Source organism: Streptomyces sp. NPDC051211 (assembly GCF_040689505.1).
GTDB lineage: Bacteria > Actinomycetota > Actinomycetes > Streptomycetales > Streptomycetaceae > Streptomyces.
The window spans coordinates 14,379-28,547 of sequence record NZ_JBFBAV010000047.1 but is presented as its reverse complement, the minus strand read 5'-3'; the positions used below and the strand labels follow the sequence as shown (position 1 = coordinate 28,547).

At 71.4% G+C, this 14,169-nt stretch carries 16 protein-coding genes; 11 read left to right on the top strand and 5 right to left on the bottom strand.

Going from position 1 to position 14,169, the window contains the following annotated elements:
- The first annotated feature begins 25 nt into the window (after positions 1 to 25).
- The 6 genes from AB0447_RS30915 to AB0447_RS30890 all read left to right on the top strand — a co-directional run bounded on the left by AB0447_RS30915 (position 26) and on the right by AB0447_RS30890 (position 6,042).
- Entirely contained in the window at positions 26 to 1,288 is a 1,263-nt protein-coding gene (locus AB0447_RS30915; RefSeq protein WP_366480151.1) for a hypothetical protein, read from the top strand.
- Positions 1,289 to 1,354: 66 nt separating this feature from the next.
- Entirely contained in the window at positions 1,355 to 1,951 is a 597-nt protein-coding gene (locus tag AB0447_RS30910; RefSeq protein WP_366480150.1) for a TlpA disulfide reductase family protein, read from the top strand.
- A gap of 7 nt (positions 1,952 to 1,958) precedes the next feature.
- The gene (locus AB0447_RS30905; RefSeq protein ID WP_366480179.1) at positions 1,959 to 2,723 is read left to right on the top strand and encodes a cytochrome c biogenesis CcdA family protein; all 765 of its coding nucleotides are present in this window, start codon (positions 1,959 to 1,961) and stop codon (positions 2,721 to 2,723) included.
- A 13-nt stretch (positions 2,724 to 2,736) separates the two neighbouring features.
- Positions 2,737 to 4,437: a cytochrome c biogenesis protein ResB gene (locus tag AB0447_RS30900; RefSeq protein WP_366480149.1), complete on the top strand. Its 1,701-nt coding sequence runs from the start codon at positions 2,737 to 2,739 to the stop codon at positions 4,435 to 4,437.
- Complete coding sequence (gene ccsB, locus AB0447_RS30895) at positions 4,434 to 5,510, top strand: c-type cytochrome biogenesis protein CcsB (protein ID WP_366480148.1); 1,077 nt, start codon at positions 4,434 to 4,436, stop codon at positions 5,508 to 5,510. Before AB0447_RS30900 ends, ccsB begins: the two co-directional genes overlap by 4 nt.
- A 25-nt stretch (positions 5,511 to 5,535) precedes the next feature.
- Positions 5,536 to 6,042 (top strand): SRPBCC domain-containing protein, encoded by a 507-nt coding sequence (locus AB0447_RS30890; RefSeq protein ID WP_366480147.1) that lies wholly within the window; start codon positions 5,536 to 5,538, stop codon positions 6,040 to 6,042.
- Between the two features lie 59 nt (positions 6,043 to 6,101).
- Here AB0447_RS30890 and AB0447_RS30885 read toward each other — a convergent pair whose 3' ends face one another.
- Complete coding sequence (locus tag AB0447_RS30885; RefSeq protein ID WP_366480146.1) at positions 6,102 to 7,523, bottom strand: MFS transporter; 1,422 nt, start codon at positions 7,521 to 7,523, stop codon at positions 6,102 to 6,104.
- Positions 7,524 to 7,631: 108 nt separating this feature from the next.
- Here AB0447_RS30885 and AB0447_RS30880 point away from each other — a divergent pair, with 108 nt between their 5' ends.
- Positions 7,632 to 8,576 carry a LysR family transcriptional regulator gene (locus AB0447_RS30880; RefSeq protein ID WP_366480145.1) on the top strand — a complete coding sequence of 315 codons (945 nt, stop codon included), beginning with the start codon at positions 7,632 to 7,634 and terminating at the stop codon, positions 8,574 to 8,576.
- 37 nt (positions 8,577 to 8,613) lie between these two features.
- Here the strand turns inward: AB0447_RS30880 and AB0447_RS30875 are convergent, their stop codons facing one another.
- On the bottom strand, positions 8,614 to 9,126 hold the full coding sequence (locus AB0447_RS30875) for an RICIN domain-containing protein (protein ID WP_366480144.1): 513 nt from the start codon (positions 9,124 to 9,126) through the stop codon (positions 8,614 to 8,616).
- Between the two features lie 123 nt (positions 9,127 to 9,249).
- Complete coding sequence (locus tag AB0447_RS30870) at positions 9,250 to 9,603, bottom strand: PLD nuclease N-terminal domain-containing protein (RefSeq protein ID WP_366480143.1); 354 nt, start codon at positions 9,601 to 9,603, stop codon at positions 9,250 to 9,252.
- A gap of 89 nt (positions 9,604 to 9,692) precedes the next feature.
- On the opposite strand from AB0447_RS30870, the gene AB0447_RS30865 reads away from it, so the two are divergent.
- From AB0447_RS30865 to mqnP, 3 genes are read left to right on the top strand one after another with little or no spacing between them, the layout of a single operon-like run.
- Positions 9,693 to 11,150 (top strand): menaquinone biosynthesis decarboxylase, encoded by a 1,458-nt coding sequence (locus tag AB0447_RS30865; protein ID WP_366480142.1) that lies wholly within the window; start codon positions 9,693 to 9,695, stop codon positions 11,148 to 11,150.
- Entirely contained in the window at positions 11,147 to 11,638 is a 492-nt protein-coding gene (locus tag AB0447_RS30860; RefSeq protein WP_366480141.1) for a hypothetical protein, read from the top strand. The genes AB0447_RS30865 and AB0447_RS30860 overlap by 4 nt, the downstream gene beginning before the upstream one ends.
- Complete coding sequence (gene mqnP, locus AB0447_RS30855) at positions 11,635 to 12,558, top strand: menaquinone biosynthesis prenyltransferase MqnP (RefSeq protein ID WP_366480140.1); 924 nt, start codon at positions 11,635 to 11,637, stop codon at positions 12,556 to 12,558. The genes AB0447_RS30860 and mqnP overlap by 4 nt, the downstream gene beginning before the upstream one ends.
- Positions 12,559 to 12,593: 35 nt before the next feature.
- Here the strand turns inward: mqnP and AB0447_RS30850 are convergent, their stop codons facing one another.
- A complete protein-coding gene (locus AB0447_RS30850; protein ID WP_366480177.1) occupies positions 12,594 to 13,178 on the bottom strand; it encodes a rhomboid family intramembrane serine protease in 585 nt (194 codons plus the stop codon).
- Between the two features lie 148 nt (positions 13,179 to 13,326).
- Between AB0447_RS30850 and AB0447_RS30845 the strand changes: the two genes are divergently transcribed.
- On the top strand, positions 13,327 to 13,998 hold the full coding sequence (locus AB0447_RS30845) for a UbiX family flavin prenyltransferase (RefSeq protein ID WP_366480139.1): 672 nt from the start codon (positions 13,327 to 13,329) through the stop codon (positions 13,996 to 13,998).
- A gap of 14 nt (positions 13,999 to 14,012) precedes the next feature.
- Here the strand turns inward: AB0447_RS30845 and AB0447_RS30840 are convergent, their stop codons facing one another.
- Positions 14,013 to 14,150 (bottom strand): hypothetical protein, encoded by a 138-nt coding sequence (locus AB0447_RS30840; RefSeq protein WP_366480184.1) that lies wholly within the window; start codon positions 14,148 to 14,150, stop codon positions 14,013 to 14,015.
- Between the last annotated feature and the right edge of the window lie 19 nt (positions 14,151 to 14,169).

The window sequence follows — 14,169 nt, the reverse complement described above, 5'->3', positions numbered from 1 at the left end:
TGCGAACGGCATCGGGGAGGGTGACATGCGCGACTTCAGTGGTATCGGTCGGAGGGCTGTGCTCGGGCTGGGACTTGGCGCCGCGGCCGCGGTGGGCCTCACGGGATGCGGCAGCGGCGGCGGCAAGTCCGGCTCCGGGTCGGGGTCCGGCACCCCCGGTCAGGGCGCTGGCGGCGGCGCCACCAAGCCGGGCGGCGGCCCGCCCCAGGGCAGGCCGATCGGGGACGGCTCCACCGCCGACACCGGGCCGCAGCCGGGCCAGCCGGCCAAGCCGGTGCCGCTTCAGCCCGGTGAGACGCCGCCGCAGTTCGTGGTCTTCAGCTGGGACGGTGCGGGGGAGATAGGCAACGGCCTCTTCCCCCGCTTCCTCAAGCTCGCCAAGGACCACCACGCGGCGATGACCTTCTTCCTCTCCGGCATCTACCTGCTCCCCGAGTCGAAGAAGAGCCTCTACAAGCCGCCGAACAACCCGGTCGGGGCCTCCGACATCGGCTACCTCAAGGACGAGAACGTCCGCCTGACCCTGCGCAACGTCCGGCAGGCCTGGCTGGACGGCCATGAGATAGGCACCCACTTCAACGGCCACTTCTGCGGCGGATCCGGTTCCGTCGGGAAGTGGACCCCGGCCGACTGGCAGCGCGAGATAGACCAGGCCGTGTCCTTCGTCACCAACTGGCGGACGAACACCGGTTTCACCGACCTGGAGCCGCTCCCCTTCGACTACACGAAGGAGCTGGTGGGCGGCCGCACCCCCTGCCTGCTCGGCCAGGACAAACTGCTGCCGACCGCGCAGAAGCTCGGCTGGCGCTACGACGCCAGCTCGCCCGGCGGCCTCCAGCAGTGGCCGGTCAAGAAGGGCGGGGTCTGGGACCTGCCGCTGCAGTCCGTGCCCTTCCCCGGGCGCTCCTTCGAGGTCCTGTCCATGGACTACAACATCCTGGCGAACCAGTCGAAGAACACCACCCGGGGCGTGCCCGCCAACTACCCGGGCTGGCGCACCCAGGCCACCGGCGCCTACCTCAACGGCTTCAAACGGGCCTACGAGACGAACCGGGCGCCGCTCTTCATCGGCAACCACTTCGAGGAGTGGAACGGCGGCATCTACATGGACGCCGTCGAGGAAGCCCTCAAGGCCATGTCGGACAAAAAGGACGTACGGCTCGTATCCTTCCGGCAGTTCGTCGACTGGCTCGAGGTCCAGGACCCGAAGACCCTCGCCAAGATGCGCACCCTGGCCCCCGGCCAGGCCCCCTCGGGAGGCTGGAAGACCTTCCTCGCACCCGCCTGATCAGCGGCGCAGCAATGCCGCGGGGGGTGCGGAAGATCCCGAATGGGCCCATGCGAAACTTTTCACATGAGAATTGGCCGCGCCCCCATCCTGCTGACCGCGGTGGCCCTCGCGAGCGCCCTGACCCTGACGGCGTGCACCGACGGCGGCAAGCCCGCCGGCTCCGGCGGCGGAAACTACGTCTCCGGGCCGACCGGTGTCGACGTGGTCGCCAAGGCGGACCGCGTCCCGGCTCCCAAGCTCGAAGGCGAGACCGTCGACGGCACGACCCTCGACACCGCCGCCCTCAAGGGCAAGGTGGTCGTCCTCAACGTGTGGGGCTCCTGGTGCCCGCCGTGCCGGGCGGAGTCCAAGCACTTCGCGAAGGTCGCCAAGGAACTGGAGGCGGCCGGCCAACCCGTTGCCTTCGTCGGGATCAACACCCGCGACAACAGCAAGCAGAACGCCGTCAACTTCGAGGAAGACGCCGGGATCACCTACCCGAGCCTCTTCGACCCCGACGGCAAGCTGATCCTCCGCTTCCCCAAGGGCACGCTCAACCCGCAGTCGATCCCGTCCACCATCGTGATCGACAAGGACGGCAAGATCGCGGCCCGCACCCTGGTCGCGGTCGGCGAATCGACCCTGCGCAAGATGATCGACCCCGTAGTCGCGGAGAAGTGACGCCGTGATGCTGCTGGCCGCCGAAGACCTCGGCGTGAACCAGACCGTCCTCGGCGGCGGCCTGCTGCTGGCCATGCCCATCGCGCTGCTCGCCGGGCTGGTCTCCTTCTTCTCGCCCTGCGTCCTGCCGCTCGTCCCCGGCTACCTCTCCTACGTCACCGGGGCCAGCGGCGCCGACCTCGCCGAGGCCCGCCGCGGCCGGCTGCTCGCCGGCGCGGGCCTCTTCGTACTCGGCTTCAGCGCGGTGTTCATCTCCACCGGCGCGCTCTTCGGCCACTTCGGCCTGACCCTGCAGAGCAACAAGGAGATCATCTCCAAGGTCCTCGGCGGCCTGGTGATCCTCCTCGGCCTCTTCTTCATGGGCCTCATCCCGGGCCTGACGATGCGCGAGTTCCGCTTCCACAAGAAGCCCACGGCCGGCCTGCTCGGAGCACCCGTCCTCGGAGCGCTCTTCGGCATCGGCTGGGCCCCCTGCACCGGCCCCACCCTCGGCGCCATCGCCTCCCTCTCCATCAACGAGGCGAGCGCCGGCCGCGGCGCGCTGCTGACCACCGTGTACTGCCTGGGCCTCGGCCTGCCCTTCATCCTGGCCGCCGTCGCCTTCCGCAAGGCGCTCGGCGCGTTCGGCTGGGTGAAGAAGCACTATGCGTGGGTGATGCGGATCGGCGGCGGCATGCTGATCGTCACCGGCCTGCTGCTCGTCACAGGAATCTGGGACAGCATCGTGTGGGAAATGCAGAGCTGGACCAACGGCTTCACCGTCGGGATCTGAGGACGACAGGCATATGAGTACGACGGACAACACCAAGGCCGACCCGGCGGACACCGTCGACGGAGGCCTCGGCGAAGCCGGGGCCCAGCTGTCCACCGCCCCCGTCGAGGACGGCGGCCAGGACGCCGCCCCCGCCGGCATCGGAGTCATCGGCTGGACCCGCTGGTTCTGGCGCCAGCTCACCTCCATGCGGGTGGCGCTGATCCTGCTGCTCCTGCTCTCCCTGGGATCCATCCCCGGCTCGCTGGTCCCGCAGACCCAGGTCGACCCGATGAAGGTCGCCCAGTGGAAGCGGACCCACGAGTTCTGGGTGCCGGCCGCCGAGAAGCTCCAGCTCTTCGACGTCTACACCTCGTTCTGGTTCTCCGCGATCTACCTGCTGCTCTTCATCTCGCTCATCGGCTGCATCGTGCCGCGCACCTGGCAGTTCGTCGGCCAGCTGCGCGGCCGCCCGCCGGGCGCCCCCAAGCGGCTCAAGCGGCTCCCCGCCTACGCGACCTGGCGCACCGAGACCGCACCCGAGGAGGTCCTCGCCCACGCCGGGGCCGTCCTCGGCGGCCGCCGCTTCCGCACCGAGACCGCCGGGGACGCGGTCGCCGCGGAGAAGGGCTACCTCCGCGAGGCCGGAAACCTGGTCTTCCACATCGCCCTGATCGTGATGCTGGTGGCCTTCGCCGCGGGCCAGCTCTTCAAGTCCGAGGGCGGCAAACTGGTCCTCCGCGGCAAGGGCTTCTCCAACACGCTCACCCAGTACGACGACTTCAAGTCCGGCAGCCTCTTCGACGTCGACGACCTGCCGAAGTTCAGCTTCACCCTGGACCGGTTCGACGCGACCTTCGAGAAGACCGGCCCGCAGAAGGGCACCCCGCGCGACTTCAAGGCGTACGTCACGGTCCGGGAAGGTGCCGACGGCGCCCCGCGCAAGGCCGAGATCGAGGTCAACGAGCCGCTCGACGTCGACGGCGCCAAGGTCTACCTGCTGGGGCACGGCTACGCGCCCGTCGTCTCGGTGACCGACCGCAACGGCAAGGTGATCTTCAAGGACGCCGTGCCGATGCTGCCGCAGGACTCCAACCTCACCTCCTCCGGCGCGGTCAAGGTCCCCGACGGCTACCGCGGCAAGGACGGCAGGAAGACCCAGCTCGGCTTCGCCGCCTGGTTCGTGCCCACCTACGCCGGCGAGGGCAAGGGCACGATGTTCTCGCAGTTCCCGGCGCTGGACTTCCCGGTGCTCGCGCTCAGCGCCTACCACGGCAGCCTCGGCGTGGACTCCGGCCTGCCGCAGAACGTGTACCAGCTCGACACCCGCAAGATGCAGAAGTTCCCGGGCGAGAACGGCGAGGTGTTCAAGCAGAAGCTGCTGCCCGGCGAGACCATGACCCTGCCGGACGGGGCCGGCACGGTGAAGTTCGAGGGCATCGAGCGGTGGGCGACCTTCCAGGTGTCCCAGCAGCCCGGCAACGGGCTCGCCCTCGCCGGCGCCGTCGCCGCCATCGCCGGCCTGGCCGGCTCGCTGTTCATCCAGCGCCGCCGGATCTGGGTCCGCGCGGCTGCCGGCCCGGACGGAGTGACCGTCGTCGAGCTGGCCGGCCTCGGCCGCAGCGAGTCCGCGCGGCTCCCCGAGGAACTGGCGGAGCTGGCCGCCACGCTGCACGACAAGGCGCCCACGGCGCCCGATCCCGTCGAAGAAACCGTTGAAGGGGAGCGCGGATGACGCCGCTCGCAGTCGCAGCCAACGAGAACCTGGCGCAGATCAGCAACTACCTGGTCTATTCGTCGATGGCGGTGTACACGCTCGCCTTCCTCGCGCACATCGCCGAGTGGGTCTTCGGCAGCCGCAGCAAGGTCGGCCGTACGGCGTCCGCGCTCACCGGCGGCGCCCAGGCGCCCGCGGTACAGGTCCGGACGAAGAGCGGCGGTACCGCCGTCCTCGACCGGCCGAAGGTGGTCACCCGCGCGGCGGCCGGCAGCCGGGAGGTCCCGGACGGCCCCGGCGCGGCCGGCGGCACCGAGCAGGGCGACCTGTACGGGCGGATCGCGGTGTCGCTGACCGTGCTCGGCTTCCTCGTCGAGGCGGCCGGCGTCGTCACCCGCGCACTATCGGTGGAGCGGGCCCCCTGGGGCAACATGTACGAGTTCTCGCTCACCTTCTCCACGGTGGCGGTCGGCGCGTACCTGATCCTGCTGGCGGCCAAGAAGAACGTGCGCTGGCTCGGCCTGATCCTGGTCACCACGGTCCTGCTGGACCTGGGCATCGCCACCAAGTGGCTCTACACCGACAGCGACCAGCTGGTGCCCGCCCTGGACTCGTACTGGCTGTGGATCCACGTCTCCACCGCGATCTTCTGCGGCGCGGTCTTCTACATCGGCGCGGCCGGCACGGTCCTGTACCTGTTCCGCGACGCGTACGAGGCCAAGCTCGCGCGCGGCGGCAAGCCGGGCGGCTTCGCCTCCTCGGTCCTGGAGCGCTTCCCCTCCGCGGCCTCGCTGGACAAGTTCTCGTACCGGATCAACGCGGCCGTGTTCCCGCTGTGGACCTTCACGATCGTGGCCGGAGCGATCTGGGCGGGCGACGCCTGGGGCCGGTTCTGGGGCTGGGACCCCAAGGAGGTCTGGTCCTTCGTGACCTGGGTGGCGTACGCCTGCTACCTGCACGCGCGGGCCACCGCGGGCTGGAAGGGCCGCAAGGCGGCCTATCTGGCGCTCTTCGCCTTCGCCTGCTGGATCTGGAACTACTACGGCGTGAACATCCTGCTCAACGGCAAGCACTCCTACGCGGGCGTCTGACCGCCCGGAGTGGGACGCTGGTGCCATGTCTCCTGTGAGCCATGGCACCAGCGAACGGCGCGACGGCGACACCTGGCGGCTGCACTTCGCACCGCACCTCGCCCATGCGTACGAAGCGGTCTGGCCGGCCCTGACCACGGCGGACGGGCTGCGCGGCTGGCTGGCCGAGGCGGAGGTCCTGGAACGCCACCTGGGCGGGGCGGTCGCCCTGCGCTGGCTGAACGGGCCGGGGACCGCCGTCACCGGGCACGTCACCGCCTGGGACGTGGAGCGGGTCGCCGAGTACACGGTCACGGAACACGGCCGGATCCGCTTCCACCTGGAGCCGCTCGGCACCGACTCCACCCTGATCCGCTTCCTGAACGAGCGGCACGGCTCCGAGGCCGACCGGCTGGACTGCCTGGCGGGCTGGCACGAGCACTTCCTCCTGCTGGAGTCGTACCTGTCCGGCACCCCGGCGGACTGGCCCGCCTGGACGGACACCCGCTGGTCCACCCTCCGCGCGCAGTACGCGGCCCACGCCCCGGCCTGACCCCTCCGGGCCCCGGCCCGGGCCCGGGCCGGGGGCTCTGCCAGGCCGGGCTCAGGCGCTCAGGCCCGGGCCGGCTGTTCCGCCGGGGCCGGCTCCCCCGCGGCCACCACCCGGCCGGCCCGGGAGCGCAGCCCGGCCGCGCCGACCGCCGCCGCCACCAGGACCGCCGCGAAGGGGACGAACAGCGCCGCCCGGTAGCCGTCCAGCGTCGAGCCGGACACGGCGGCGGACACCGCGGTGACCGCGGACAGGCCGAGCGCCGCGCCGAACTGGAAGGAGGTGTAGAGCAGCCCGCCGGCCAGGCCCTGGTCCTCCTCCGCGACGCCCTCCGTGGCCACGATCGTCAGCGGGCCGTAGACCAGCGCGAAGGCCAGCCCCAGCAGCACCAGGCCGGGCAGCATCACCGCGTACGACCAGTCCGCGCCCAGCGGCAGGAACAGCCCGTAGGACAGTGCGGCCAGCAGCAGCCCGCCGAAGATCAGCCGGGGGTTGCCGAACCGGGCCACCAGCTTCGGCACCAGGGTGGGGGAGAGGATCGCGTCGATGCCGATGACGATCATCGCGAAGCTGGTCTGGAGCGTGGACCAGCCGCGCAGTTCCTGCAGGTAGAGCACCACCAGGAACTGGAAGCCGAAGAAGCCGCCGGAGAAGAGCAGCGCCGCGACATTGGTGCGCAGCAGCGAGCCCGAGCGCAGGACGCCCGGCTTCACCAGCGGGACGGCGGCCCGCCGCTCGACGGCCGCGAAGACCAGCAGCAGCGCCAGCCCGGCCCCGACCGTCGCCGCGGTCCAGCCGGCCGCCGCATGCGCCGCCCGCTCCACCCCGAGCACCAGCAGCACGATCGCGGCGGTGACGGTGACGCCGCCCGCGAGGTCGATCCGCTCCCCGGGCGCCCGCTCGGGCCGCGGCGACTTCGGTACGAGGGCCAGTGCGGCCACCAGGATCAGCGCGGACAGCGCCACCGGCGCGAAGAACACCCAGCGCCAGCCCACGGAGGTCAGCAGTCCGCCGACGACCAGGCCGATGGAGAACCCGCCGGCCGCGGTGCCGGAGTAGACGAGCAGGGCCTTGTCCCGCTGCGGCCCCTCCGCGAACCCGGTGGTGATGACCGACAGGCCGGCCGGGGTCATGAAGGCCGCGGCGACTCCGGTGACGAAGCGGGCGGTGATCAGCATCCAGCCCTCGGTGGCGAGCCCGCCGAGCCCGGAGAAGAGCAGGAAGACGGCCAGCCAGCCGGTGAACATCTGCCGGCGCCCGAACAGGTCGGCGGCCCGGCCGCCCAGCAGCATGAACCCGCCGTAGCCGAGGACGTAGGCGCTCATCACCCACTGGAGCTCCCCGGTGGACAGGCCGAGGTCCGCCCGGATGGACGGCAGGGCCACATTCAGCATCGCGACGTCGATGCCTTCCAGGAAGATCGCGCCGCAGAGGACGAGCAGGACGCCCCACTGGCGTCCGCGAATCGTGTTGTCCGTTTCCATGGGAATCCGCATCTCGGGCGAAGGGTCAAGGGGTCGATTGCCGGCTCGACCACCCTCGTCCGCCCGTCCCGCGGGAACAACGCCGAAGAACGCAACGTTCGTTCAGCCATGCTTACCGATCGCGATGAACTGGAGTGCTTCCTGATCCTGGCCGAGGAACTGCACTTCGGCCGCACCGCCGAGCGGATGCTCCTCTCCCGCGCCCGGATCAGCCAGCTGACGCAGCGTCTGGAGCGCCGCGTCGGAGCCCCCCTCTTCCTGCGGACCAGCCGCCGCGTGGCCCTCACCGCGCTGGGCCGGCAACTGCGCGAGGACCTCGAACCCCACCACCGCGGCATCGAGGCCGCCCTGGACCGGGCCGCCGCCACCGCCCGGGCCGCCGACGGAGTGCTGCACGTCGGCTTCTCCACCCCGCCCGCCGGGGAACTCGTCCTCAAGACCGCGGCCGCGCTGCGTGCCAGCCATCCCGGCCTGGCCGTGGAGGTCTGCGAGGTCCCGCTGTCCGACCCGTACGGGCAGCTCCGCAGCGGCGATTTCGACCTCGCCTTCGCCGAGTTCCCGGTCCGCGAGGCCGACCTGGGCGAGGGACCCGAACTCCTCACCGAGGACCGGGTGCTCGCCGTCGCCGCCGGCCACCCGCTGGCCGGCCGCACCTCGCTGAGCCTGGAGGACCTGGCCGACGTACCGCTGCTGTCCATCGCCGGCGCCCTCCCCCCGTACCGGCGCGAGCGCCAGACCCCGGCCCGGACCCCGGGCGGCCGCCCCATCGCGCGCGGACCCGAGGTCACGAACCTTCAGGAGGCGCTGATGCTGGTGGCGGCCGGCCGGGGCGCGCTGCTGTCGGCGGCCCACACCGCGACGTACTACTCCCGCCCGGGCGTGGTGTACGTGCCCTTCGAGGACGCGGCGCCGGTCGGCTACGGCCTGGTCTGGCGGGCCGCCGACAACACGGGCGCGGTACGGGCCTTCGCGCGGGCGGCGGAACGCGTCGCGGCCGGTGCAGCCGCCGGTGCCGCCGGTCCTGCCGGTGCCGCCGGCGACGCCCCCCGGTAGCGCCGGGAGCGTGCCGGTCGGCCGCGGGCGCGGGTCGCTACGCCACGATGAACCGCCAGGTCTGGCCGTTGAACGCGCCGCAGGTCGACTGGTCCAGCGGCTGGCCGCTGTTGGTGGTGCCCCAGGCGACTCCCATGCAGAAGCCCGTGGCCCGGTTCCGCAGCCGCCAGCTGTCGCTGCCGGCGTACTCGGCCACCCACACCTGCGAGTCCACGTTGACGCACGGCGCCTGGACGAGGATGGCGTGCTCGGCGCCGCTCTGCGGGGTCACACACATGTTGGTGGACCGTACGCGCAGGAAGTAGGCGTCCGTGCCGGCCCCCTGGGCGAGGAACTGCTTGTTGTACTTGTAGTCGCACGGGAACTGGATCAGCCCGGCGCCGGCGCTGGTCGAGTTGTTGCCGACGGCTGCGCACATGCCGGTGTGCGTCGCCCGGATGGTGTTGTACCGGCCGTTCGACGGGTTGTCGGCGGCCGCGGGCGTCGCCAGGCCCACGGCGAGGGCGACGGAACAGAACAGGGCTCCGGCCGCCCCGACGGACTTCTTCACGGCTCACTCCGTTGCTTGTGGTCGGACACGTGACGGCGCCCCCAGGGATTGCCTGTGGGGGCGCCGCGGCACACCGTGCCCGGCCCGCCGGTCAGCCGTCTACGGACGGAACCGGCCAGCGGCTCAGGAGTCGCTCTTGTCGGCGTCCGGGTCCTGCTTCGGGTCCTGCTTCGGGTCCGGCTTCGGATCCTGGCGCCTGCGGTCCTGCTCGTCGCGGAGCCGGTTGAGGAAGTCCGGGTTGTCGTCGGGTGCCACCCACTGGGTGCGCCGGCCGCCGGACCGGCCGCCACCTGCCGCGGAGCGCTTCTTCCCGGTGAACAGCCACACCACCGGGCCGACGATCGAGAACAGCAGGATGATGATCACCCACACCACCTTGGGGAGGTGCTTGACCTCTTCCTCGGGCGTGTTCAGGCAGTCGATGAAGGCATAGATGGTCAGCCCGATGAGCAGCAGGAACGGCAGATAGCGCAGCACGGTGTGGGACCGACCCCCAGGCGTTCGCGGCGGGCCCCGACGGGCCCCGGTGACGCTTCCAGGGTAGTCCGTGGCGGATACTTGCCCGTATGGCTTACGACGATCTCCGCTCGCTGCTCCGGGCTCTGGAGCGGGAGGGCGACCTCAAGCGCATCAAGGCCGAAGTTGACCCGTACCTCGAGGTCGGGGAGATCGTCGACAGAGTGAACAAGGCGGGCGGGCCGGCGCTTCTCTTCGAGAACGTCAAGGGCTCGGACATGCCCCTCGCCATGAACGTCTTCGGTACCGACCGCCGCCTGCTCAAGGCGCTGGGCCTGAAGTCGTACGGCGAGATCAGCGAGAAGATCGGCGGGCTGCTGAAGCCGGAGCTCCCGCAGGGCTTCATCGGCGTACGCGAGGCCTTCGGCAAGCTCGGCTCGATGGTGCACGTCCCGCCGAAGAAGGTGAAGGGCGATGCCGCACCCGTCCAGGAGGTCGTGCTGACCGGCGAGGACGTGGACCTCGACCGGCTGCCCGCGCTGTTCACCTGGCCGAAGGACGGCGGCTCCTTCTTCAACCTGGGGCTCACCCACACCAAGCACCCGGAGACGGGCGTCCGCAACCTCGGCCTCTACCGGCTGCAGCGCCACGACAAGCGCACCATCGGCATGCACTGGCAGATCCACAAGGACAGCCGCAACCACTACGCCGTGGCTGCGGCCCGCGGCGAGCGGCTGCCCGTCGCCATCGCCTTCGGCTGCCCGCCCGCCGTCACGTACGCCTCGACCGCCCCGCTGCCGGGAGACATCGACGAGTACCTCTTCGCCGGCTTCGTCGCGGGCAAGCGGATCGAGATGGTCGACTGCAAGACCGTCCCGCTTCAGGTCCCGGCGAACGCGGAGGTCGTGGTCGAGGGCTGGCTGGAGCCGGGCGAGATGCTCCCCGAGGGCCCGTTCGGCGACCACACCGGCTTCTACACTCCGCAGGAGCCCTTCCCCGCGCTGAAGATCGACTGCATCACGATGCGCAGGCGTCCGCTGCTCCAGTCGATCGTGGTCGGCCGGCCGCCGACCGAGGACGGGCCGCTGGGCCGCGCGACGGAACGCTTCTTCCTGCCGCTGCTGAAGATCATCGTCCCGGACATCGTGGACTACCACCTGCCCGAGTCGGGCGGGTTCCACAACTGCGCGATCGTCTCGATCGACAAGAAGTACCCCAAGCACGCGCAGAAGGTCATGCACGCCATCTGGGGCGCGCACATGATGTCCCTGACCAAGCTGATCATCGTGGTGGACAAGGACTGCGACGTCCACGACCTGCACGAGGTGTCCTGGCGGGCCCTGGGCAACACCGACTACTCCCGCGACCTCACCGTCGTCGAGGGCCCGGTGGACCACCTGGACCACGCCTCCTACCAGCAGTTCTGGGGCGGCAAGGCGGGCATCGACGCGACGAAGAAGCTTCCCGAGGAGGGCTACACCCGCGACGGCGGCTGGCCCGACATGGTGGAGTCCGACCCGGCGACGGCGGCCCTGGTGGACCGCCGCTGGAAGGAGTACGGGCTGTGAGCCCCCTTGCCATGGGCGGTTCCGCCCTCTTCCTCGGGGCCGACACCCCCTGCGTGGCGCTGATCCGCCCCGAACTCGACCCGACCGACCCCGGGCTGCGGTTCGCCGCCGAACAGGCCGGGGTCACCCCGCAGGAGTTCGCCGGGACCTCCGGCACCTGGCAGGTGTTCGCCGACCGTACGGACGGGGAGGGCCGCGGCTTCGAACTGCCGGAGCTCGCCGACGCGGAAGCGGCTGCGTTCGCGGCCGCACTGCTCGCCGCCCTGGACGCCGGCACCGACTTCGAGCTGGACCTGGCCGGGGGCGCGCTCGCCGTGACCGGCCGGACCGCCGGCGACGACCGGGTCTCGCTGGCCGCGCGGGTCGTGCCGCCCGCCGACGCCGGCGCCGGCGCCGACGAGACCGAGCCGCTGGACGTCGAGCTCGGCACGCTGCCGGTCGCGGAGCTCCGCGCCGACGCGGAGGAGTTCCGGAGGGGCCTCGCATGATGACCACCGCCGACGGCGTGATCGGACCCGGGCCCGCGCCCGAGGCCACCAACAAGGTCAAGGCCTTCCTGCGGCTGGTGATGATCGAGCACTCGGTCTTCGCGCTGCCCTTCGCCTACATCGCCGCGCTCACGGCCATGTTCCAGGAGACCGCGAGCATCCACTGGGTGGAGCTGCTGCTGGTCACCGTCTGCATGGTGGGGCTGCGGACCTTCGCGATGGCCGCCAACCGGATCATCGACCGGGAGCTCGACGCGCGGAACCCGCGCACCGCCGGCCGCGAGCTGGTGACCGGCGCCGTGTCGGTCCGGTCCGCCTGGACCGGAGCCGGGATCGCCCTCGCCGTGTTCCTGGGCGCCGCGGCCCTGCTCAACCCGCTGTGCCTGGCGCTCGCGCCGGTCGCGGTGGTCCCGATGGTGGTCTACCCGTACGGCAAGCGGTTCACGAACTTCCCGCAGGCCATCCTGGGCCTGGCCCAGGCGATGGGCCCGGTCGGCGCCTGGCTCGCGGTCACCGGGGCCTGGTCCTGGGACGCGGTGATCCTCGGTCTGGCCATCGGCATCTGGATCGGCGGCTTCGACCTGATCTACGCCTGCCAGGACGTGGAGTCGGACCGTGCCGAGGGCGTGAAGTCGGTCCCCGCCCGCTTCGGCATCCCGGCGGCCATCCGGGGCGCCCGCTCCTGCCATGCCGTCACCACGGTGCTGCTGGCCTGGTACGCCCTGGCCACCGACGCCGGTGTGCTGTTCTGGCTGGGCCTCGCGGTGGTCGCGGCCGCGTTCGTGTACGAGCACACGATCGTGCGGCCGCACGACCTGTCCCGCCTGAACCGTGCGTTCTTCACGGTGAACGGGGCGATCGGCATCTGCCTCTTCGTCTTCGCGCTGGCCGATCTCCTCGTGCGCGGTCTGGGACGGTAACGGCTCGAGGCGGTGCTTTCCGGGCGGCCGCGGGCTCAGCCGTAGACCCCGGCGCGGCCGGCCGGGGCCTTCGGCAGCAGGAAGGCGGTGGCCGCGCCCGCCGTCAGGCCGATCAGGTGGCCCTGCCAGCTGACCGAGGAGTCCGTCGGGCCCAGGCCGGCCAGGATGGTGCTGCCCCAGATGGCGGCGACGAGCAGGCCCACGATGATGCCGGTGGGGCGGCGCTCCACGAAGCCGCGGACCACCAGATAGCCGAACAGGCCGAAGACCAGGCCCGAGGCGCCCGCCGTATTGCTGTCGGCGGGGGAGAGCAGCCACACCCCGAGCCCGTCCGCGACGATGACCACGGCGCAGACGAGCAGGAAGCGGCGTATGCCGCCCAGCGCGGTGAGGAAGCCGAGGACCAGCAGCGGGAGGCTGTTCCCGGCCACGTGCTCCCAGCCGAAGTGGATGAACGGTGCGGACAGCACCGACGGCAGGTCGCCGACCTCCCGCGCGGTGATCCCGTACGCGTCGAGCGCATGGCCGGTGGCCGCGTCGACCGCTTCGAGCAGCCAGAGCAGGGCCACCCAGCCGAGCATCAGGAAGCCGGCGGTCCTGGCGCGTTCGCCGTCGGTCATCGGTCCGGTCCCGGTGTTCCGGGCATTGCGGGTGTGCCGGATGTTCCTCGGGTTCATCGCTGCCCCCTGCGCTCGGGTCCCGTAGCGGGAGAACGTACGGCACACCGTGGCGAGTGCCCGCACGGGGTGGCCGGATAGTCTCGGAGGCATGACTGAGCGCAAGCGCACCCCGTGGGTGGTCGGGGTTTCCGGGGCTTCGGGGACTCCGTACGCGGCGGCGGTGCTCCGTGGGCTGCTCGCGGCCGGGGAGAGCGTGGACCTGGTGGTCAGCCGGGCATCGCGGCTGACCCTGCTGGACGAGACCGGCATCGCCTTCCGGGACGCCCACTGGCGCGGGGATCTCGCCGAGTGGCTGGGCCGGGGGGCCGACGGGAAGCCCGGTACCTTCCGGGACGTGCCGCTCGACGGGGTGCGGTACTGGGGTGCGGGGGACCTGGCCGCCGGACCGAGTTCGGGCTCGTACGCCGTCAAGGGGATGCTGATCGTGCCGGCCAGTACGGCCTGTGTGGCGGGGGTGGCGCTCGGCCTGTCGAAGGACCTGCTGCAGCGGGCGGCGAGCGTGACGCTCAAGGAGCGGCGCCGGCTGGTGGTCGCGGTGCGGGAGACCCCGCTGAACGGTCAGACGCTGAAGCATCTGGTGGCGCTGGACGAGGCGGGCGCCGTGGTGCTGCCCGCCTCTCCGGCGTTCTATGCGGGTGCGACGCACATCCAGGATCTGGTGGACTTCGTCGCGGGGCGGGTGCTGGACGCGGCAGGGGTGCCGCACCGGCTGTACCGCCGTTGGGAGGGAGAGCTTGGGGGCTCTCGCACCCAGGTCTAGTGCCGGCGTCGGGGCTAGCGCTTCTTGGCGTTGCGCGGCTTGGCGGCCTTGTCGGCGCGCTGCGCGGCAACGAGTCGCTGGTGGGCACGGGATCGGTTGGCCTGCTCCTGAAGCTGTCGCATCTGGGCGTAGGCCATCTCGATCGTGTACACGGTGAACCACTCCTGAAGA